The organism is Allobosea psychrotolerans (assembly GCF_002917105.1).
GTDB classification, from domain to species: Bacteria; Pseudomonadota; Alphaproteobacteria; order Rhizobiales; family Beijerinckiaceae; genus Allobosea; species Allobosea psychrotolerans.
Map to the genome: position 1 here is coordinate 178,083 of NZ_PQFZ01000007.1, position 20,836 is coordinate 198,918.

Here is a 20,836-nt window from a genome sequence, read left to right on the forward strand (position 1 = left end):
TCGAATTCTCGCCTTTCGGCCGGAGCGGTCGTCATCTTCCACGTGTCACGCGACCGCCGCAATGCTAGCTTTTCGTCCGCCCAACGCGATCAGGAGCCGGCCATGTCACGCGAAAAGCAGTTCAACCGCCGTGACACGCTGAAGGCCGGAGCGGCGATAGCCGCGAGCGCCGCCCTGCCCGCGATCGCCACCGCCCAGACCCCGGCGCGGATGAAACTGCGCCTGCTCGAGACGACCGATCTCCACGTCAATGTCGTGCCTTACGACTATTTCCGCGATGCCGCCGACGACACGGTCGGCCTCGCCAAGACCGCGAACCTGATCAAGGCGGCCCAGGCCGAGGTCAAGAACAGCATGCTGTTCGACAATGGCGACTTCCTGCAGGGCTCGTCGCTCGGCGACTATGTCGCCTATAAGAAGGGGCTGAGGGCCGGCGACACCCACCCCATGCTCGCGGCCATGAACGCCCTGCCCTATACCTGCGGCACCTTCGGCAATCACGAGTTCAATTATGGGCTCGAATTCCTCGACAACGGCATCGCCAAGGCCGAGTTCCCATTGGTCTGCGCCAATATCGAGCTGACCAGCGGCTATCCGATGGTCGATCCCTGGCGGCTGTTCGAACAAAGCTTCGAGGACGAATCCGGCGCCCAGCACGTCCTCAAGATCGGCGTGATCGGCTTCGTGCCGCCGCAGATCATGCAATGGGACAAGGCCAATCTCGACGGCAAGCTGGTCGCCGGCGACATCGTCAACGCCGCCACGAAACATCTGCCGGAGCTGCTGAAGGCCGCGCCCGACATCGTCGTGGCGCTCTGCCATTCCGGCATCGCGGGCGGCGAGCGCAAGGGCATGGAGGAGAACGCGGCGCTGCACCTGGCCAGGCTCGACGGCATCGACGTGATCCTGACCGGGCACCAGCATCTGGTCTTCCCCGGCGGCAAGGCCTTCGACGGCATTGCCGGCGTCGACAACGTCAAGGGCTCGCTGCACGGCAAGCCGGCCTGCCAGCCCGGCTTCTGGGGCTCGCATCTCGGCATCATCGACCTCGACCTCGAAAAGCGCGGCGAGCGCTGGCAGATCGCCGATTTCAAGGTCGAGCCGCGGCCGATCTACGAGCGCACGCCCGACCGCAAGATCGTGCCCAAGGCCACTGCCGATGCCGCCATTCTCGCCTCCGTCAAGGCCGACCACGAAGCGACGCTGAGCTATATGCGCGAGCCGGTCGGCGCGACCTTAAGCCCGATCAACAGCTTCTTCGGGCTGGTCACCGACGATCCCTCGATCCAGATCGTCACCGACGCCCAGGCGGCCTATGCCAAGAGGCTGATGGCGCAGACGCCGATGAAGGCGCTGCCGATCCTCTCGGCGGCCGCACCGTTCAAATCCGGCGGGCGGGCGGGGCCGGCCTTCTTCACCGACATTCCCGCCGGGCCGCTGGCGCTCAAGAACATCGCCGATATCTATCTCTACCCGAACACGGTGCAGATCGTGAAAATCACCGGCGCCCAGGTGCGCGAATGGCTGGAGCGCTCGGCCGGCATCTTCAACCGCATCGACCCCGCCAGGACCGAGGAGCAGCCGCTGATCAACCAGGGCTTCCCGGCGTTCAATTTCGACGTGATCGACGGCGTGACCTATCGCATCGATGTCACCAAGGCCTCGCGCTATGACGGCGACGGCAAGCTCGTCGCTCCCGACGCCCACCGCATCGTCGGCCTTTGCTTCCAGGGCAAGCCGATCGACGAGGCGGCCGAGTTCATCGTCGTCACCAATAATTACCGGGCCTCGGGCGGCGGCAATTTCCCGGGCACCAAGACGACCGTGGTGCTGGAAGCGCCCGATCTCAACCGCGACGTGGTCGTGCGCTACATCCTGGAGAAGAAGACGATCGATCCCAAGGCCGATGGCAACTGGGCGATCGCGCCACTGCCGGCGAGCGTCAACGCCACCTTCGTCACCTCGCCGGCGGCCGCCGGAAAGCTGCCGGCGGGGCTGAAGGCCGAAGCCGTGGGCGATGGCGGCGAGGGGTTTGCGAAGTGGCGATTGAGGGGCTGAGCGTGAGGGCTCTTGCCGCCGCGCTCTCGCTCTGCCTGCCTCTCGCGGCGACCTGCGCGGCGCAGCAGCCCGAGGTGCTGAGTTGCATTGGCCCTTTCGCCCGCACCGCCAACGAAGCGGCGCTGATCAAGGCGTTCGGACAGCAGAATGTCGCACGCGCCGAGATCGATGTCGGCGAGGGCATGACCGAAGCGGGAACGATCGTCTATCCGCGCGACCCGAAACGGCGGCTCCAGGTGCTCTGGCACGACAGCAAGGCGCGCAGCCGGCCTGCCTCGATCAGTATTCCGCCGACCGCCATCTGGCGCATCGATGTGCCCGGCGCGCGGCCTCCAATCCGCCAGGGCATGACGCTCGCCGAGGTGGAAGCCGCAAATGGCCGCCCCTTCGAGATTCTGGGCTTCGGCTGGGACCGGGGCGGCCATGCCGGGGACTGGAAAGGCGGCCGCCTCGCCAAACCCGACGGCGGCTGCGAATTGTCGCTCCGGTTCGATCCCGAGCCCGGCTTCCTGGCCATGGAGGCGATTTCGGGCGACAGGCCGTTCAGTTCGGCCGATGCAAGGATGCGGGCGGTGAAGCCGGTCGTCGTCGAGGTCCGGCTGAACTGGCCGTGAAGATGCGTTAGGTCCAGGACTTGTAAGCCCAAGTACTTCTGAGCCCGAGCACTTGCCGCATCTCCTGCGAGCCAGCATGCTCTCGAAAAAATCGGGAGGACCACATGCTGCGGATCATCTTCGCCATCATGACGCTTCTATCGGGACTGGCAGGCGACGCCATGGCGCAATCGGGTACTCTTGCCTGGAAGACGAGCTGGGTCGCCTCTGCGCAGGGCCCCTACCCTCTGGGCAACCCTTCGGCCCAGCCCGACCAGCGCTTCGCCTTTCCCGATCCGGCCGCCGGCGCGAACGATCAGAGCTTTCGCCTGATCCTGCGCCCGAGCCTATGGGGACGCCAAGCCAGAATCCGCCTGACGAATGCCTTCGGCACGAGGCCCGTGACCTTCGATGATGTCCATATCGGGCTCCAGCTCGGCTCGGCCGCGCTTGTTCCCGGCAGCAACCGGCCCGCGACCTTCGCCGGCAAGCCCTCCTTGAGGCTGGAGCCGGGCGCGTTTGCCTGGAGCGACCCGGTCGAGCTGCCCTTCGCGAGCGATCCGGCCTCGCCGCTGCTGCAGGGCCGCAAGCTCGCGGTCTCCCTGCATGTCGCGGGCGAAAGCGGCCCGATGACCTGGCATGCCAAGGCGCTGCAGACCTCCTATGTCACCGCGCCGCGTGCCGGCGCCAAGGGTTCGGATGAAGGCGAGGACGCCTTCATCAACCCCACCGCCTCCTGGTTCTTCGTCGATGCGCTCGATATGCAGGCCCCGGCCGACACGCCGGTGGTCGTCGCTTTCGGCGATTCGATCACGGACGGTACGGCCTCGACCATGAACGGCGACGATCGCTGGCCCGACGTGCTGGCGCGCCGCCTCTCCCGATATTTCGGCGTCAACCGCGTCGCCGTGGTGAATGCCGGGATCGGCGGCAACCAGATCGCGGGGCCGGCCGAGTATTCGCCGGCCAAGCCCTTTCCGGGCGGCCCGGCCGCCGTCCAGCGGCTGGAGCGCGACGTGCTCTCGCTCTCGGGCGTCACCAGCCTGATCTGGCTGGAAGGCATCAATGATTTCAGCAGGAACGGCAACGCAGCGACCGAGACCGTTCAGAACGCCATGCGCGACGGCATCGCCAAGCTGCGGGCACGCGGCATCCGCGTGGTGGGGGCGACGGTCGTATCGGCCCTCGGCAGCACGAGCCCGGCCCATGGCCACCCCGAGCAGGACGAGAAGCGCAAGGCCCTGAACGCCTTCATCCGCAGCCCCGGCAGCTTCGACGCCGTGGTCGATTTCGACGCGGCGACGCTCGATCCCGCGAGCGGCGGCCTCAAAGCCGCCTTCGTGCCGGAAGCGACGACGGGCGGGCCGGGCGACAAGCTCCACCCCAACCGGACAGGCTACCAGGCGATGGGCTTCGCCATCGATCCCGCGGCGGTCGTGCCGGGATTGAAGCGGCAGCCATAGTCACCTCCGTCAAGGCCGGGCCTGGGCGCGGCAACATGAGCAAAGTTTAACTTTCAAAGCGCGGCCGCCCTTCTTAATTTGGAACGATTCCAAGTTGAGAAGGACAGCCGCTTCATGACGATCGCTCCGCGCAAGATCGAGACATCACCGGCCTATGACGGCGTCGCGCGCGGGCTGCACTGGTCGATGGCGCTGCTGATCGTCGTCACCTTCATTCTGGGCCTTGTCGTCGACGCCTTTCCGAAGAGCTGGGAGCATGGAATCGTCGAGACCCACAAGGTGATCGGCATGGCCATCCTGGCCCTGGTCCTGGTGCGCGTCTTTTGGCGACAAGGCCATCGCCCAGCGCCCTCGAACGAGCTTTCGCCGCTGGTCGTGCGCGCTTCCGGGCTTGGCCATTTCGGCCTCTACCTGCTGATGTTCGCCGTGCCGGCGATCGGCCTCGGCTATGCGATCATGCGCGGACAGGGCCTGGATTTCGGCCTCTTCGCGATCCCGCCCTTCGCGCTGCCCGTGGACCGCGCGCTGTCGCGGCCCGTCCGCGAAATCCACGAATTGGCGGCCTATGCGCTGATCGGATTAGCCGTGGTGCATGCGCTGGCAGCGCTCTGGCACCATCTCGTCCGCAAGGATGGCGTGCTGAGCAGGATGCTGCCGTAAGCGCTGGCGAGACGTCGCCGCCCGGAGACGAGGGGGCGTCAAACACCGCCCGCGACATTGGCCGCCGCCATCAGGCGCATGCGGGTCAGCCTGCCCCGGCTCTCGACCAGGGCATCGGCGAGGGCAGCCGCCGGGCCGCGCAGGACGCGCGCCGAGCCGACCACCACGAACTCGACCTGGCCGAGTGCCGGCAGGCCGCTGGCAGCCGATATGTCGGTGAGGCCCTGCGGCATCAGCCGGCGCGAATGCGGCATCACGCCGAGGCCGGCGAAGACGGCGGCCCCGAGCCCGCTCAGGCTGCCCGAGGTGCAGGCGATGCGCCAGGAACGGCCGGCCCGATCGAGCGTCGCGATGGCGATCTCGCGGGTGACGCTGGGCGGCGGATAGAGCACGAGCGGCACGGGCTGCTCCGGATCGAGCGCCTGCCCCGCCCCGACCCAGGCGAGATCGTCGAGCAGCACCGAGCGGCCGCGGCCATCACCCTCGCGGCGCTTGCAGAAGATCAGGTCGAGCGCGCCGTGATCCAGCGTCTCGTAGAGCGTCTCGCTCAACCCCACGGTCAGTTCGAGATCGACGAGGGGATGACCTCGCACGAAATCGCGCAGCAAATCAGGCAGGCCCGAGAGCACGAAATCCTCCGAGGCGCCGAAACGCAGCCTCTCGCGCGTCCTGGCACCGGTGAAGTAGCTCCTGGCCTGCGCATCGGCATCGAGAATGCGGCGCGCGAAACCCAGCATCGCATCGCCGTCGACGGTGGTTTCCAGCGAATGCGTGTCGCGGTTCAGGAGCCTGCGGCCGGCCGCCTCCTCCAGCCGCCGGACATGGTGGCTGACGGTCGGCTGGCCGAGACTGAGGCGCGCGGCGGCCCGGGTGAAGCCGCCCTCCTCCACCACCGCGATGAAGCTGCGCAGCAGGACGGGGTCGAATGGGTGCGGCATGACGATCATCTTCATTGCGAAACGCAATGACAATTAGCATATCGCGTGGCGTTCCGTCATAGGCAGGGATGCGCGATAGAGCAGCTCTCAATCAAGGAGTGCTCCCGATGCGATCCCTGCTCGCCCGCTTCGCGCCAGACCCCTACATCATGGCGCTGCTCGGCACGGTCGCCTTCGCCTCCGTCCTGCCGGCCCATGGCGAGGGCGCCCATGTCGTCGGCCTCGTCACCAATGTCGCCATCGGCCTGCTGTTCTTCCTCTATGGAACGCGGCTTGCGCCCAGCGCAGCGCTGGAGGGCCTGCGCCACTGGCGGCTGCACAGCTTCGTGCTCGCGGCGACCTTCCTCGCCTTCCCGGCAATCGCCCTGCTCCTGCGCCTGCTGATGCCGTCCCTGCTGACGCCAGGCCTTTGGACGGGATTGATCTTCCTCTCGGTGCTGCCGTCCACGGTGCAGTCCTCGATCGCCTTCACCTCGATCGCCGGCGGCAATGTGCCGGCAGCGCTGTGCGCGGCCTCGGCTTCCAACCTCATCGGCATCGTGATCACGCCGCTTCTCGCGGCGCTGCTCCTGACCACGCAGGGGCACGGCTTCCAGGCCGGCGCCGTCGGCGACATCGTGGTGCAATTGCTGCTGCCCTTCGCCGCCGGCCAGCTGCTGCGGCCCTGGATCGGCGGCTGGATCGCCAGCCACAAGCGCATGCTCGGCTTCGTCGATCGCGGCTCGATCCTGCTCGTCGTCTACACCGCCTTCAGCGAGGGCGTGACCCAGGGCATCTGGCATCAGCTCGATCTGGAGCAGCTCGGCGCGCTGGTCCTGGTCAATGTGCTGCTGCTCGCGATCGTGCTCACCGGCACCCGCCTGCTGTCGCGCGCGCTCGGCTTCTCCCGCCCCGACGAGATCACCATCGTCTTCTGCGGCTCGAAGAAGAGCCTGGCGAGCGGCCTGCCGATGGCGAGCATCCTCTTCGCCGGCCAGTCGGTGGGACTGATCGTGCTGCCGCTGATGCTGTTCCACCAGATCCAGCTCATCGCCTGCGCCGTGCTGGCGAAGCGCTATGCCGCGGCGAATTCGCCGACGGCTGCCCTGACAGGGAGCGAGGCGACGGCACGGGGCTGACGCGTCAAGGAGCCTCTTTCGGAGGCTGCGCCGGAAAAGAAGCCGGCTCCAGCCTCCTCACCCCTCCACCAGCCTGCGCGCGATCACCTGCGCCTGGATTTCCGCCGCGCCCTCGAAGATGTTGAGGATGCGCGCATCGCAGAGCACGCGGCTGATCGGGTACTCCAGCGCGAAACCGTTGCCGCCATGGATCTGCAGGGCGTTGTCGGCTGCGGCCCAGGCAACGCGGGCGCCCAGCAGCTTGGCCATGCCGGCCTCGAGATCGCAGCGGCGCTCGGCGTCCTTCTCGCGGGCGGCGAAATAGGTGAGCTGGCGGGCGATCAGGATCTCGACCGCCATCATGGCGAGCTTGTCGGCGACGCGCGGGAAGGCGATCAGGGGCTTGCCGAACTGGATGCGATCCTGGGCATATTTCAGGCCGAGATCGAAGGCCGATTGGGCGACGCCGACGGCCCGCGCCGCCGTCTGGATGCGGGCGGCCTCGAACGTCTGCATGAGCTGCTTGAAGCCCTGCCCTTCGACGCCGCCGAGCAGGTTTTCCGCCTTGACCTCGAAGCCGTCGAAGGCGAGCTCGTATTCCTTCATGCCGCGATAGCCGAGCACCTCGATCTCGCCGCCGGTCAGGCCTGCGACCGGGAACGGGTCTTCGTCCGTACCGCGCGGCTTCTCGGCGATCAGCATGGAGAGGCCGCGATAGCCGGCCGCATCCGGGTCGGTACGCACCAGCAGCGTCATGATGTCGGCGCGGACGGGATGGGTGATCCAGGTCTTGTTGCCGAAGACCTTCCAGACGGCGGCATCTCCCTCACCATGCTTCACGGCCTTGGTGCGCAGGCTGGCAAGGTCCGAGCCGGTGTTGGGTTCGGTGAAGACGGCCGTCGGCAGCACCTCGCCGGCGGCGAGCCTGGGCAGCCACTTCTGCTTCTGCGCGTCGGTGCCGCCGCAGAGGATGAGTTCGGCCGCGATCTCGGAACGCGTGCCGAGCGAGCCGACGCCGATATAGCCGCGAGACAACTCCTCCGAGACGACGCACATCGAGACCTTGGAGAGGCCCATGCCGCCGAACTCCTCGGGGATGGTCAGGCCGAAGACGCCGAGCTCGGCCATTTTCTCGACCACCGGCATCGGGATGTAGTCGTTCTCAAGGTGCCACTCATGCGCGTGGGGCGTCACCTCGGCGGCGCAGAAGCGGCGCATCTCGCTGCGGATCGCTTCAAGCGTCTCGTCGAGGCCGGGATCGCCGACGCTGATCAGGCCGTGATCCTGGCTGAACAGTGAAACGAGGCGGGCGCGGTTCTCAGGCGTATTGCCTTCCGCGATCAGCGTCTCGGCCGCATCCGAGCGAGCGGCGGCAATCGTCTTGGCCGGAAGCCCGAGCGCGCCGAGCCGCACGATCTCACCCTGGCTCATCGGGATGCCACCGAAGATCTGAGCGGCATATTCGCCGGCGCCGATGCGGATGGCGTAGTCCTCGGTCGCGCCGTAGCGGCCCTCAGCCTGGAGGCGCTCGCCATAGGCCTTCATCTCGCGCAGCGCCATGACATAGGTCGCCAGCCAGGAGAGACCGTGAGCGGCGTGCTGCTCGGCTTCGAGCTTCGCTGAGGAAATCTTGCCGTCGCTGGTGACCTTCCGGCGCACGGCTGCGATCGCCTGCTCCAGCAGCGTCTCGAAGCCAGGCAGGGCCGCGGCGATCAGGCTGATCGCGCTGTCGGGCGCCTCGGATGTGGCGGCGGCGTTCGCGCTCATGATTTCTCTCCCTTTGTTGCGACGCAGCATAGGGCGAGTTTTCGAAAATCCGAAATGCCTCTTTGGGCGAAAGGCCGCGTCGCCCCGGCTATTTGCGGCTCGCCAGCACGACGCCCGCCACCGTCACCACCATGCCGGCGATCTGGACCGGCGACAGCGACTCGCCGAAGAGGATCCAGGCCTCGACCGCAACCGTCGGCGGCACGAGATAGAGGAAGGTCGCGGTGCGAGAGACCGCGCCGCGCCGGATCATCAGCAGATAGAGCCCGATGCCGCCGAGCGAGAGCGCCAGCACCGACCAGGCCAACACCAGGATCATGGTGAGGTTCCACTCGATGCGCATCGGCTCCAGCGCATAGGCGAAGGGCAGCGTCACGACGAAGGCGGTGGCGTATTGCACGGCCGTGACCGTGCGCAGATCGCCGGAGACGATGCGGGCCTTCTGATAGAAGGAGCCGAAGGTCACCGCGAACATGCCCAGGACATTGACCGCGACCGGCAGCAGCACCGCCCAGAGCACGGCCGGATCGACGCCGACGATCTTGGGTTCCAGCACCAGCGCGATGCCGATAAAGCCGCACAGGATGCCGGCCCAGCGCACGGGCGAGATGCGCTCTCCGACGAGCACGGGCGCAAACAGCGCGGTCAGGATCGGCTGGAGGCCCGCGATCAGGCCGGAAATGCCGGCCGGCAAGCCATGGCGCACCGCCCACCAGACGCCGCCGAGATAGGCCGCATGCAGCAGGATACCGGTGACGACGCAGTCGATGATGGCGCGTCGCCCCCTGGGCCAGGGCGCGCGCAGCGCGAAGGCGAGACCGGCGAGCAGCACGCCGGCACAGGCGAAGCGCACGGCCAGGAAGGTCAGCGGATCCGCATAGAGCGCCGAATAGCCGGCGACGATCCAGCCTGACGACCAGAGGAAGGTGAAGATGACGGGCGTGAACCGCAGGAACAGGGGGGAAGAGAGCATGGGAACCGGCTTTCGGATGCCAGCCTGATAAGGTGGACGGCCCGGCCTGTCGCCCCATGCGGACGCGCATAAGCCATGTGCGAGCCGAAGCGCCTCGCTACAGGCTCCTGCCAGGAACCTGTCACGCTCCCAGCTATGGCGGAATTCGCTGCACTGCATCAACTTGCAGTCGGCCGCACCGGCAACCCGGCCGATGCCGGGCTCTGCCTGACCGCGATCATCTTCATCAGCCTGGTCAGCCCCTCGGCTGCCGGCGCCTGGGCGTGCGGTAAGATCGGGAAACGGTAAGCGCTCCCGCCGGTTTTGGCCGGTCCCACCGGAACCGGTGGCGCTAGAGCCGGTTCCGATCCAATCGGATCGTTCGACGTCTCTAGCTCTTTGTTTCAACGCGTTTTCTTCACGCGAACCGGTGTCCACCTCGCTCGAAAACGCGCTATCGCCCGATGCTGGGTTGAGGACCGCCCCATGCAGCGCGCCGCAGCGGCAGAGCCTCGTCTCAGCCTGCCCTCACATTGTGCTTTTGGCCGGTTCGTCTCCAGGCCGCCATCGCCAGCAGCAGGGCCAGCGGCCAGACCATCGGGCGGAACATGAAATGGGCGTGGACGATGGTGTGGTGCACGAAGGCCAGATACCAGGCCGGCATGATCGCGCAGGCGGCCAGCAGCAGCCCTGTTCTCAGGCGCTCCACCGGCTCCCGACAGCGCCAAAGCAGGACCGCCTGATGCAGGGCGAGCAGCACGGGAATGACCACCGCCAAGAGAATGCCCAACTCAACCGAGCCGAAGGCCAGGAACCGTGAGAAGTAGAAGACCTTGGATAGGGCGTAGAGATAGCTGAACAGAAAGCTCGCTCTGATCGCATCAGGGGCGATCCCGAAACGGGCCAGCCGCGCGGCATTGTCGGGCGCCACCTCCCAGCCGCCGCCGCTCATATGGGCGCCGATCTGGCGGCCGAAGAGGCCCAGCTCCGGCAGCCCCCAGATCGCCGCCACGGCCGCCATCTTGAAGACGAAGCAGAGGATGATCGCAGCCGTGAAGGAGACGGCTCCGACACACAGCCTGCGCCACATCACGCGCAGATCGGCGGCATCATCGAAGACCACCACCGCGACGATCAGGATGAGGCCGCTGGGACTTCCTCCGGTGAGGAACTCAAACATTGCCGTCAGCGCACCGAACAGGGCGGCGGCGGTCGCGAAGCCGGGTTCCGACAATGCCGATGGCGGGCGCAGATAGAAGAACAGCAGGAAGCCGACCAGGACGATATCAGCCGGCGCGAAGGAGAACGACCTGCCGAAAACCGGCAGCGCATAGAACAACAGCAATGTCAGCGCCATCACGGCATAGGCGCGGTCCCGTCCAGCCGTTCCCGACCGGCGCATGGCGTTGCGCAGCGCCAGAAGCGCCAGCGTGACAAGGCCCGCCACGAGCAGGATCAGCAGAAGATTCGTCGCATAGGCGAAGGGCAGAACCGCCAGGAGCAACTTGGCCAGAACCCAGTCGCCATGCAGATAGCGGTGATAATATTCCGTCGGAACCGCGGCGGCCGGCTCCGCGGCCAAGGCAAGATCGCGGCACTGCACATAAGGCGGATAGCCCCGCGGCGCCTCTCCGGACCAGGGTGCATCCACACGCGGCACGCGCGGCGACAGCGCCCGGCGAAAGAGGCCGTCCTCCCGCGGCAGGACGAGCATCGACAGGATCAGGCAATCGTTGAAATTATGGATGGAGACAGGGTTGCTCCGCGCGAATGGCAAGGCGACGTCGCGCGCCAATGCAGCGGAGGCGACAGCCTGCGCGACGCGGCCTCGATAATGCTGCGGCTCGACCAAGGCGCTCGCAAGGCTCGCAGCATAGAATGTCAGCAGCGTCGCGATGACGACCAGCAGAATGCGCAAGGCCGATGCCGGTGCAGGCGCTCGCTGCGTATCGATCGCCCGGCCCGGCTCCGATCGCGCGCCGTCATGCCCTTGTTCCAGGGCAGCGGGAGGCCGCACGGACAAGCCGTTTCCAAGGTCGCCGCTCAATGCCGTTCAGCTCCCGGCCGTTCAGCTCCCGGCCGTTCAGCTCCGGGCCGTTCAGCTCCCCGACCGTGACACCAGATAAGAACACGCAACATGACAGCCCCGAAAACGCTCCGTTTCGACGCCATTCAACGCCATGTGCAGGGGCAAGACGCGACCAGCGCATCATGCGCCTCGCGACCCGGCGCATGACCATGCTCCCTGCGGAAACGAGGACTTAGTCCGTCAGCCTCGACGCTATCGACGAATTCCCGCTCCCGCCAACCAGCGCTCATCATGCTCACCATGACTGCAATCCCCCGGGCCCTTCGTAGCGATGACAGCCCGATACAACACGCCAGCGATGCGCATGACGTCCAAAATGGAATCGAAATGTTTCTGCCGACAACCGGCCACCCCATTCAGGAATGTCGGGCAGCGCTTGCAATCGCAGTGCTGATCCCTTGCCATAACGAGGCACTGACGATCGCTGCCGTGGTGCGGGCTTTCCAGACGAGCCTGCCGGAGGCGGCCATCTATGTCTACGACAACAATTCCAGCGACGGCACGGCCGAAATCGCGCGCCAAGCGGGTGCGATCGTCCGCAGCGAGCACCGGCAGGGCAAGGGTTATGTCGTTCGGCGGATGTTCAGCGATGTCGAGGCCGACATCTATCTGCTGGTCGATGGCGATGCGACCTATGAGGCGGAAGCCGCGCCAAGGCTTGTGGCGGAACTCCTCGCCGGCCCCTACGACAAGGTCAACGGCGCGCGGGTCCATCACCGGCGCGGCGCCTATCGCCGCGGCCATGTGCTCGGCAACAGGGTTTTAAGCGGCCTCGTCTCGCGGATATTCGGCGCCCAAAGCCGCGACATGCTGTCTGGCTACAAGGTGCTTTCGCGCCGCTTCGTGAAATCCTTCCCCGCCACCAGCAACGGTTTCGAAATCGAGACCGAATTGCTGGTCCATGCGCTAGACCTCGACGTGCCGATGTCCGAGATCGAAACGCTCTACAGGGAGCGGCCTGCCGGGTCGGAAAGCAAGCTCTCGACCTTCAAGGACGGCTTGCGGATCTTCGGCCTGATCCTGCATCTGGTGCGCGATCTCCTGCCGCTCCAGTTCTTCGCCCTGATCGGCGCGCTCTTCGTACTGTCCTCGCTCGGGCTCGGTATCCCCGTGATCGTCGCCTTCATCGAGACGGGCTGGGTCACGCGCCTGCCGACCGCGGTTCTCTCCGTCGGATTGATGATCGCAGGCCTGCTCGCCTTCGTGACCGGCTTGATTCTCGACAGCGTCGCGCGGGGACGACGCGAGAAGAAGCTCCTCGCCTATCTCGGCCATCCGACCGCCGGCGGCTGAGGCGATGCCCCCCAAGCGGCTCGGACGCTTCCCGCGCTTCCTCGGTGTCGGAGCCCTTGGCTTCCTCGTCGATGGCGGCGTCTTTGCCGCCGCCATCGAAGGATTGATGCTTGGCCCGATAGCGGCCCGGATCCTCTCATTCCTGGCCGCGGCCTCGTTCACCTGGGCGCTGAACCGCAGATTCACCTTCTCCGATCGCGCCTCCAGCCGGCCCGCCGCCGAGCTTGGACGCTACACGCTCTCGAGCCTAGCGGCCGGCGCCGTCAATCTGATGGCCTATACGGCCATCGTCCTGACTCTCGGCTCAGTTGGGGCAGTTCCCTATATCGCGCTCGCCGCGGGCGTCGGCGCCGGCCTGATGTTCAACTTCGCGCTCTATGACCGCGTCGTCTTCCGCAGCGACGCGGAGAGATAGCCTCACCCCGCCAGCGCCTCGGCCACATCCTCATAGGTCCGCAGGCCCGTGCGCGGCGCGGTCACCAGCACCGCCATATTGCCCGGCGCATGCTCGTTCTTCCACATCTTCTGATGAGCGAGCGGGATCTTGTCCCAGGGGAAGACCTCGGACATGCAAGGGTCGACCCGGCGGTCGAGCACGAACTGGTTGGCGGCGCTCGCCTGTTTGAGATGGGCGAAATGCGAGCCCTGCACACGCTTCTGCCGCATCCAGACATAGCGGGCGTCGAAGGTGATGTTGAAGCCCGAGGTGCCGGCGCAGAACACGATCATGCCGCCGCGCTTGGCGACGAGACATGAAACCGGGAAAGTCGCCTCGCCGGGATGCTCGAAGACGATATCGACATCCTTCTTGCCGGTGATGTCCCAGATCGCCTTGCCGAACTTGCGCGCCTCCTTGGTCCAGTCGTTGTATTCGGGGCTGTTGACCTTGGGCATCTGGCCCCAGCAGTTGAAATCCTTGCGGTTGATCACGCCCTTGGCGCCGAGGCCGAGCACGTAATCGCGCTTGCTCTCGTCGGAGATCACGCCGATGGCGTTGGCGCCGGACGCCGCACAGAGCTGCACGCCGAAGACGCCAAGACCACCCGACGCGCCCCAGATCAGCACGTTGTCGCCGGGCTTGATCGTATGAGGGGCGTGGCCGAAGAGCATGCGATAGGCCGTCGCCAGCGTCAGCGTGTAGCAGGCGGCCTCCTCCCAGGCGAGGTGCTTGGGCTTCTGCATCAGCTGGCGCGACTGCACCCGGCAGAACTGGGCGAAGGAACCATCCGGCGTCTCATAACCCCAGATGCGCTGGGATGAGGAGAACATCGGGTCGCCGCCATTGCACTCCTCGTCGTCGCCGTCATCCTGATTGCAGTGGACGATGACCTCGTCGCCGACCTTCCAGCGCTTCACCTTGGTGCCGACGGCCCAGACGATGCCGGAGCAATCCGAACCCGCCACATGCAACGAGCCCTTGTGGACGTCGAAAGGCGAGATCGGCTGGCCCAGCCCCGCCCAGATGCCGTTGTAATTGACGCCGCCGGCCATCACGAGCAGCAGCACCTCCTCCTCGCCGATCGCCCAGGTCGGGATCACCTCGATCTGGAAACTCTCGAGCGGCGGGCCGTGGCGCTCGCGCCGGATCGTCCAGGCATACATGCTGGCCGGCACATGGCCGAGCGGCGGCAGTTCGTTCAGCTCGTAGAGATCCTTGAGCGCGGCCTGCGGCTTGGACATCGTCGTCTCCCTGTTCTTGTTCGCCGGCGGCTTATCGCGCGCGCTCGACTGCTCCCTCGGCTAGGCAGGCGATGATGCCGCGTCATGCTGCGCTGCGCCATCCCCCTAAGGAATATACTGCAGCGCAAAAAACAGACGACAATTTCACCGGAGCGCACCGGCCGCATGCTAGCATCCGCCGGCTGCCAACAGGATTCGTCGCGATGCGCGCCTATTTTCTGATGCTCGGCCTGCCCGATATGGCGATGCCGCAAATGCTCGTCCTGATCGCCATCATCGTCACCGCCGCCTTCGCGCTGGCCTGGATCGCCGACGCCATTCTCGGCGATGGCGGCTTCGGCGTCTTTTTCAACGCCGTGATCCTGCTCATCGGCGCCTTCATCGGCGCGCTGATCTGGAAGCGCCTCGGCTATACGATCGGCACCAGCCCGCAGGCGACGGCCGCCATCGTCTCCACCTGCGCGGGCATGGTGCTGCTGCTGATAGGCGGCGTGTTGCGACGCTGGATGTGAGACCCTGCCCTGCGCCGCTCAGGCCGGCCTGTAAGCCGCCAGCATGTAGTTGACGTCGGTGTCGCGCGCGGCCGACCAGCGGTCGGCGAGCGGATTGTAGACCACGCCGGTGCTCTCGCCGAGATCGAGCCCGCCGGCCTCGATCGCCGCGCCAAGCTCGTCGGGCGTCACGAACTTGTTCCAGTCATGCGTGCCGCGCGGCAGCCAGCGCAGCACATATTCCGCACCGACGATGGCGAGCGCATAGGATTTCAACGTGCGGTTCAGCGTCGCCATCACCAGGAGGCCGCCGGGCTTCACCGCCCGGCAGCAAGCCGCCACAAAAGCATCGACATCGGCGACATGCTCGACGACCTCCATCGCCAGCACGATGTCGAAGCTCCGCCCCTCCGCAACCAGCGCCTCGATCGTCTCCTGGCGATAATCGATCGCAAGCCCGCTTTTCCCAGCATGGGCGCGAGCCACGGTGACATTGGTCGGCGCCGGATCGAGCCCGGTCACTTGCGCGCCCAGCCGCGCGAGGGGCTCGGAGAGCACGCCGCCGCCGCAGCCGATGTCGACAAGGGTCAGGCCGTCCAGCGCTGTCAGCGTCCGGGGATCGCGCGAGAACCGCGCGCAGGCCAGGTCGCGAACGAAGCCCAATCGCACCGGATTGAACTTGTGCAGCACCGCCATGGGCCCCTTCGGGTCCCACCAGGTCTTGGCGATGGCCTCGAAACGCGCGACCTCGGCAGGATCGATCGTCGAGCCGTCGCGCTGAGCCGTCGCTGCCATGGCTTTATTCCTTCTTGATCAGAAGCCGGTTGCTTCGCATTGACAGTCCGGCCGCCGCCCGTCATCTACACCGGCCTCGCGTAGGGCGCGAGGGTGACCTTTCGTCCCGGCTCGTCCGGGACTGTTGATCTGAGAGCCTCTGGACCGCCATGGCCCGTCTGGTGATGAAATTCGGCGGAACCTCCGTCGCCACTGTCGAGCGCATCAAGAACGCCGCCCGTCACGTCAAACGCGAGTTCGACGCCGGCCATGAGGTCGCGGTCGTGGTCTCGGCGATGTCCGGCAAGACCAATGAATTGGTCGGCTGGTGCAAGGAAGCCGCCGCGCTCCACGACCAGGCCGAGTACGATGTCGTCGTCGCCTCGGGCGAGCAGGTGACCTCGGGCCTGATGGCGATCGTGCTGCAGGAACTCGGCCTGCCCGCACGCTCCTGGCAGGGCTGGCAGATCCCGATCTACGGCTCGGACGCGCATGGCTCCTCGCGCATCGAGGCAGTCGAGCCCGCCGGCATCGTGGCCGGCTTCGACCGCAATCGCGAGATCGCGGTGTGCTCCGGCTTCCAGGGTGTCCATGCCTTGACCAACCGCATCGTCACGCTTGGGCGTGGCGGCTCGGACACCAGCGCGGTCGCGCTCGCAGCGGGGCTGAAGGCCGATCGCTGCGACATCTACACCGATGTCGACGGCGTCTACACCACCGACCCGCGCGTCGTGCCCAAGGCCCGGCGCATGGACAAGGTCTCCTTCGAGGAGATGCTGGAGATGGCCTCGCTCGGCTCCAAGGTGCTGCAGGTGCGCTCGGTCGAGATCGCCATGGTCCAGCGGGTGCCGACCTATGTGCGCTCCTCCTTCGACGACCCCGACAATCCGAAAACTGGTACTCTTATCTGCGACGAGGACGACATCGTGGAACAGCAGATCGTCACCGGCATCGCGTTTTCACGCGACGAAGCCCAGATCACGCTCCGGCGCGTCGCCGACCAGCCCGGCGTGGCGGCGGCGATCTTCGGCCCGCTCGCCGATGCCAACATCAATGTCGACATGATCATCCAGGTCGTCTCCGACGACCAGGCGACGACCGACATCACCTTCACCGTGCCGACCGCCGATTTCGAGCGGGCGCGCACGCTGCTGGAGAGCCGGCACGACCAGATCGCTTATCAGTCGCTCCAGGGCGCGACCGATGTGGTCAAGATCTCGGCGATCGGCGTGGGTATGCGCAGCCATGCCGGCGTCGCGGCGCGCGCCTTCCGGGCGCTGGCCGAGAAGGGCATCAACATCCGCGCGATCACGACCTCCGAGATCAAGTTCTCGGTGCTGATCGACGCCGCCTATACCGAGCTTGCGGTGCGCACGCTGCACTCGCTCTACGGGCTCGACGCCGCGTAAGGCGCCAGGCCTTCACGGCGCCGGTCCAAGCGACCCTCCAGCATCAGACCGAATATCGCGTTCGGTCTGATGCTGGAGGGTTTTGATTTTGCATCGGCTGGCCCGCCGCGCCCGCACCATTCAGATGCAGCGCGAAGCCCGCTGCATCCGGCTCGCCCAGCTCGGGGCGCAGCCGCATGCTCGGGATCAGGTAGTCGCCACCGTTCTGCCGCCGATAGGGGATCGGCGGGGTGGAACCAAGCGTGCGCATCCGCTCGCGCAGGCGTTCCGCCACTGCCGCGAACCCGGCCTCGTCGAGACGATCGACCCTGTAGGCCACGAAGGGCGGCAGCACGTCATAGCCCGGATAGTACAGGATGCCGTGATTGATCGGGAACAGCAGATCGTCGATCGGGCCGTTGATGCCGCGATCCGAGTAATGCTCCTCCCAGCCGCCGGCGGTCACCAGCAGCATGGCGCGCTTTCCCGCGAGGGTGCCCTCGCCATAGCGGTCGCCCCAGCGCGTCTCGCTGTGTTCGCCGACGCCATAGGCGAAGCCATAGGCATAGACCCGGTCGACCCAGCCCTTCAGGATCGCCGGCATGGCGAACCACCACAGCGGGAACTGCAGGATCAGCATGTCGGCCCAGAGCAGCTTCTCCTGCTCGGCCTTGACGTCAGCGGTCAGGGAATTACCGGCGAAAGCCTCTCCGGAGGCGGCCGCCGGCTTGAGCCGCGCGTCGGGCGCCAGCGTGGGGAAATCGGCGCGGTCGATCTCGGATTTCCAGCCATCGGCATAGAGATCCGACACCCGCACCTCATGGCCCAGGGCTTCCAGTTCCTTGATGGCGACGTCGTGCAGCGCGCCATTGAGCGAACGCGGCTCGGGATGAGCGAAGACAAACAGGATTTTCATGGGTGGACGATCCGGTGATGGGTTGATTGCCATCCAAGTAGCCAGAGACCGCTCAATCCGTTAGATGTCGGCAATGCATAAGATTATGCCAGATAATGGATAGATCTGACGTCACGCTCGAACGCATGCGCAGCTTCGTCCGCGTCGCCGAGCGCGGCAGCCTGTCGGCGGTCGCGCGCGAGCTCGGCGTCGGGCAGTCGACGATCACCCGGCATCTGCGCGAGCTTGAGGACGCGCTCGGCGTGCCGCTTCTCAGCCGGACCACCCGGCGCGTCACGATGACCGATGAAGGTGGCCGCTACTATGCCGACTGCATCCAGATCCTGCGCCTGGTCGAGCAGGCCGGCGACGAGGCGCGCGGCACGCGCGGCGCGCCGGCCGGCACGATCCGGATCTCCTGCACCGCGGCGTTCGGGGTCCTGCACGCCAGCCGCCTGATCTTCGCCTTTCAGGATTGTTATCCCGAGATCGGCGTCGATCTCAGCCTCACCGACGAACGTGTCGACCTGGTCCGGGAAGGCGTGGATATCGCGCTGCGGCTGGGTCCGCTCAGCGACAGCTCGATGAAGCTGCGGGCTCTCGGCCAGTGCCGGCGCCTGCTGGTGGCGGCGCCGGACTATCTGGCGGCGCGCGGGCGACCGACGATTCCGCAGGATCTCTCCGGCCATGAAGGCATCCGGATGTCGAATGTGGCGGGCAGCGATACGCTGATCCTGCAAGGACCGGACGGCGCGCGCCATGTCGTGCCCTTTGGCGGGCGTTTCCGGGTCGACCACGGGCTTGCCGCGCGCGAAGCTCTGGCAGCCGGGCGCGGCATCGGCCCCACCCATCAATGGCTGGTCGGCGATCTCCTGGCGGACGGCCGGCTCGAGGCGATCCTGCCCGACTACGCGCTGCCTTTCGTGCCGCTGAGCCTGCTGATCGTGCCCGAGCGCGCAGGCATCGCCCGGGTTCGGCTGCTGGTCGATTTCCTCGCCCAACAGATCAGCGGCATTGCGGGGATCGAAGCGCCGCGGCCTTAGGGTTTCCGCAGAGGGCTCCAGGTTCATTCATAGGCACGACACAGCCTAAAATACATGCAGGCAAGCTCCGAGGTTCATTAAGATTTTGATGGGATTGTCTTACGGAGGCAAACCTTCAGGCTGCAGCATTCCTTGGACCGTAATCCGAAAACCGATTCATCGGGAGTGAAGCCTGTCGCCATCACTGGCGCAGCCGTCGAGCGCCTCCTGCTGGCATCGGGCGTCGACGACGAGGCCCGCGCGATCGCCCGCTCCCTGCTGCCGGTCCTCTCCGCCAGGGCCGGCGCTGCCTGCCACGCCTATTGCGATCATCTCGAACGCTCCGTCGCCGACATGAAGCCTATGGTCGCCCAGCACCGGCCGGCGGTGGTCCAGGCCGAGGAGCAGCATCTCCGGACCTTGTTCGACGGCGCCTTCGGCGAGGATTACGTCGCCTCCCTGAACAAGGCGGCCCTGACCGAGTTCGGCGACGCCCTGGGCATCCGCACGCGGCTGGGCACGACGCTGCGCCTGATCGATCCGCTCTTCAAGGAAATCGGCCGCCGCCGACGCTTCGGCAGCCGCAAGGCAATCGAGGAATGCGCGGCCCTGACCCGGCTGATCCTCTGCGACGCCATCGCAGCGACCTCCTGCCATCAGCGGGCGAGCCGCATCAACCTGACGCAGCGCGAGAACCAGCTCCATCTGGCCGCCTCGTCCTTCCAGAACAACATCGTCCAGCTGTCGGAGAGCCTGAAGACCGCGGCCACGACCTTGAGAAACTACGCCGCGACCAGCCATTACCGCAGCGGCCAGGCGGACCGGGAAGCCACGCTCGCGGAGGATGCGGCGCGCGACTGCACCCAGCGCATCACCAGCACGGTGACGGCGACGAATGATCTGGTGCAGGCGCTCGACCATGTCAGCAGCGAGGCGCAGCAGAGCTTCTCAATCACCGGCCAGGCCGTCGCCGACACGCGCGAGGTCACCTCGTCGATCGCCGTACTGGCGGAGGCTGCCGGCCGCATCGGCTCGATCGTGACCCTGATCCAGCAGATCGCGACCAAGACCAACCTGCTCGCCTTGAACGCCACCATCGAGGCGGCGCGCGCCGGCGAGGCCGGCAAGGGCTTCGCGGTCGTCGCCGGCGAGGTCAAATCGCTGGCGCACCAGACCGCCAGCGCCACCGCCGAGATTTCGACGCAGATCGCGCAAGTGCAGTCGGCGACCGAATCCTGCGTCAGCCATGTGAACTCGATCAGCCTGACCATCGCCCGGCTGGAGGAATCGTCGGCCTCGATCGCCCAGACGGTCCAGCAGCAATCGGCCGCCACGAACGAGATGGCCGTCAACACGCAGGAAGCCGCCACCAGGACGCAGGAAGGCCTGCTCTCGGCCAAGGCCGCGCGAATGTCGATCGGCGACGTCACCAAGATGTCGATCGAGCTCGACAGCGCCGCCGTCCAGGTCGAGGCCTCGGCCGGGATGATCAGCGACCTCGTCACGCATTTCCTGTCGAACCTGCATGCGGCCTGAGGCTGGAGCACGATGCGAAAAAGTGGCAACCGGTTTTCGCATTGATGCTGCTCTAACTCTTAGATGAGCGCATTCCCACGTTTCTCCGAAACGCAGAAATTCTCTGCCTCCTTGTTTTGTCGCATTGTCTTCACGCGAGC

General features: G+C 66.3%; 19 protein-coding genes. 12 read left to right on the plus strand and 7 right to left on the minus strand.

The window, feature by feature from the left end:
- Nucleotides 1-102 precede the first annotated feature (102 nt).
- From CYD53_RS14370 to CYD53_RS14385, 4 genes are all read left to right on the plus strand, one after another.
- Nucleotides 103-2,058, plus strand: a complete 1,956-nt coding sequence (locus CYD53_RS14370; protein ID WP_103718773.1) for a bifunctional 2',3'-cyclic-nucleotide 2'-phosphodiesterase/3'-nucleotidase — start codon at nucleotides 103-105, stop codon at nucleotides 2,056-2,058.
- Between the two features lie 2 nt (nucleotides 2,059-2,060).
- On the plus strand, nucleotides 2,061-2,672 hold the full coding sequence (locus tag CYD53_RS14375) for a hypothetical protein (protein WP_146055922.1): 612 nt from the start codon (nucleotides 2,061-2,063) through the stop codon (nucleotides 2,670-2,672).
- 104 nt (nucleotides 2,673-2,776) lie between these two features.
- Nucleotides 2,777-4,114 (plus strand): GDSL-type esterase/lipase family protein, encoded by a 1,338-nt coding sequence (locus CYD53_RS14380; protein ID WP_103718776.1) that lies wholly within the window; start codon nucleotides 2,777-2,779, stop codon nucleotides 4,112-4,114.
- Nucleotides 4,115-4,228: 114 nt separating this feature from the next.
- A complete protein-coding gene (locus tag CYD53_RS14385) occupies nucleotides 4,229-4,774 on the plus strand; it encodes a cytochrome b (RefSeq protein WP_103718777.1) in 546 nt (181 codons plus the stop codon).
- A 38-nt stretch (nucleotides 4,775-4,812) separates the two neighbouring features.
- Here CYD53_RS14385 and CYD53_RS14390 read toward each other — a convergent pair whose 3' ends face one another.
- Nucleotides 4,813-5,712, minus strand: coding sequence for a LysR family transcriptional regulator (locus tag CYD53_RS14390; protein ID WP_103718864.1), 900 nt, complete (start codon nucleotides 5,710-5,712; stop codon nucleotides 4,813-4,815).
- A 107-nt stretch (nucleotides 5,713-5,819) separates the two neighbouring features.
- On the opposite strand from CYD53_RS14390, the gene CYD53_RS14395 reads away from it, so the two are divergent.
- The gene (locus CYD53_RS14395) at nucleotides 5,820-6,830 is read left to right on the plus strand and encodes a bile acid:sodium symporter family protein (protein ID WP_103718779.1); all 1,011 of its coding nucleotides are present in this window, start codon (nucleotides 5,820-5,822) and stop codon (nucleotides 6,828-6,830) included.
- Nucleotides 6,831-6,887: 57 nt separating this feature from the next.
- Here the strand turns inward: CYD53_RS14395 and CYD53_RS14400 are convergent, their stop codons facing one another.
- Nucleotides 6,888-8,576, minus strand: coding sequence for an acyl-CoA dehydrogenase family protein (locus tag CYD53_RS14400; RefSeq protein ID WP_103718780.1), 1,689 nt, complete (start codon nucleotides 8,574-8,576; stop codon nucleotides 6,888-6,890).
- Nucleotides 8,577-8,664: 88 nt separating this feature from the next.
- The gene (locus CYD53_RS14405; RefSeq protein WP_103718781.1) at nucleotides 8,665-9,549 is read right to left on the minus strand and encodes a DMT family transporter; all 885 of its coding nucleotides are present in this window, start codon (nucleotides 9,547-9,549) and stop codon (nucleotides 8,665-8,667) included.
- Nucleotides 9,550-9,684: 135 nt separating this feature from the next.
- Between CYD53_RS14405 and CYD53_RS30305 the strand changes: the two genes are divergently transcribed.
- A complete protein-coding gene (locus CYD53_RS30305; RefSeq protein ID WP_181011870.1) occupies nucleotides 9,685-9,837 on the plus strand; it encodes a hypothetical protein in 153 nt (50 codons plus the stop codon).
- Nucleotides 9,838-10,045: 208 nt separating this feature from the next.
- Here the strand turns inward: CYD53_RS30305 and CYD53_RS14410 are convergent, their stop codons facing one another.
- Complete coding sequence (locus CYD53_RS14410; protein ID WP_103718783.1) at nucleotides 10,046-11,446, minus strand: hypothetical protein; 1,401 nt, start codon at nucleotides 11,444-11,446, stop codon at nucleotides 10,046-10,048.
- Between the two features lie 498 nt (nucleotides 11,447-11,944).
- Between CYD53_RS14410 and CYD53_RS14415 the strand changes: the two genes are divergently transcribed.
- On the plus strand, nucleotides 11,945-12,910 hold the full coding sequence (locus tag CYD53_RS14415; RefSeq protein WP_103718785.1) for a glycosyltransferase family 2 protein: 966 nt from the start codon (nucleotides 11,945-11,947) through the stop codon (nucleotides 12,908-12,910).
- A 4-nt stretch (nucleotides 12,911-12,914) separates the two neighbouring features.
- The gene (locus CYD53_RS14420; protein WP_103718786.1) at nucleotides 12,915-13,325 is read left to right on the plus strand and encodes a GtrA family protein; all 411 of its coding nucleotides are present in this window, start codon (nucleotides 12,915-12,917) and stop codon (nucleotides 13,323-13,325) included.
- A 2-nt stretch (nucleotides 13,326-13,327) separates the two neighbouring features.
- Here the strand turns inward: CYD53_RS14420 and ccrA are convergent, their stop codons facing one another.
- Entirely contained in the window at nucleotides 13,328-14,590 is a 1,263-nt protein-coding gene (ccrA, locus tag CYD53_RS14425) for a crotonyl-CoA carboxylase/reductase (RefSeq protein WP_103718787.1), read from the minus strand.
- A gap of 203 nt (nucleotides 14,591-14,793) precedes the next feature.
- Between ccrA and CYD53_RS14430 the strand changes: the two genes are divergently transcribed.
- Nucleotides 14,794-15,102: a GlsB/YeaQ/YmgE family stress response membrane protein gene (locus tag CYD53_RS14430; RefSeq protein WP_103718789.1), complete on the plus strand. Its 309-nt coding sequence runs from the start codon at nucleotides 14,794-14,796 to the stop codon at nucleotides 15,100-15,102.
- 18 nt (nucleotides 15,103-15,120) lie between these two features.
- Here the strand turns inward: CYD53_RS14430 and ubiG are convergent, their stop codons facing one another.
- Nucleotides 15,121-15,876: a bifunctional 2-polyprenyl-6-hydroxyphenol methylase/3-demethylubiquinol 3-O-methyltransferase UbiG gene (gene ubiG, locus CYD53_RS14435; RefSeq protein WP_103718790.1), complete on the minus strand. Its 756-nt coding sequence runs from the start codon at nucleotides 15,874-15,876 to the stop codon at nucleotides 15,121-15,123.
- Nucleotides 15,877-16,025: 149 nt separating this feature from the next.
- On the opposite strand from ubiG, the gene CYD53_RS14440 reads away from it, so the two are divergent.
- Nucleotides 16,026-17,264 carry an aspartate kinase gene (locus tag CYD53_RS14440; protein ID WP_103718791.1) on the plus strand — a complete coding sequence of 413 codons (1,239 nt, stop codon included), beginning with the start codon at nucleotides 16,026-16,028 and terminating at the stop codon, nucleotides 17,262-17,264.
- 43 nt (nucleotides 17,265-17,307) lie between these two features.
- Here the strand turns inward: CYD53_RS14440 and CYD53_RS14445 are convergent, their stop codons facing one another.
- Nucleotides 17,308-18,159 (minus strand): NAD(P)H-dependent oxidoreductase, encoded by an 852-nt coding sequence (locus tag CYD53_RS14445; protein ID WP_103718792.1) that lies wholly within the window; start codon nucleotides 18,157-18,159, stop codon nucleotides 17,308-17,310.
- A 95-nt stretch (nucleotides 18,160-18,254) separates the two neighbouring features.
- On the opposite strand from CYD53_RS14445, the gene CYD53_RS14450 reads away from it, so the two are divergent.
- Together CYD53_RS14450 and CYD53_RS14455 are read left to right on the plus strand one after the other, a co-directional pair.
- Nucleotides 18,255-19,181: a LysR family transcriptional regulator gene (locus tag CYD53_RS14450; protein WP_103718793.1), complete on the plus strand. Its 927-nt coding sequence runs from the start codon at nucleotides 18,255-18,257 to the stop codon at nucleotides 19,179-19,181.
- Between the two features lie 165 nt (nucleotides 19,182-19,346).
- The gene (locus CYD53_RS14455; protein WP_103718794.1) at nucleotides 19,347-20,696 is read left to right on the plus strand and encodes a methyl-accepting chemotaxis protein; all 1,350 of its coding nucleotides are present in this window, start codon (nucleotides 19,347-19,349) and stop codon (nucleotides 20,694-20,696) included.
- Nucleotides 20,697-20,836 lie beyond the last annotated feature (140 nt).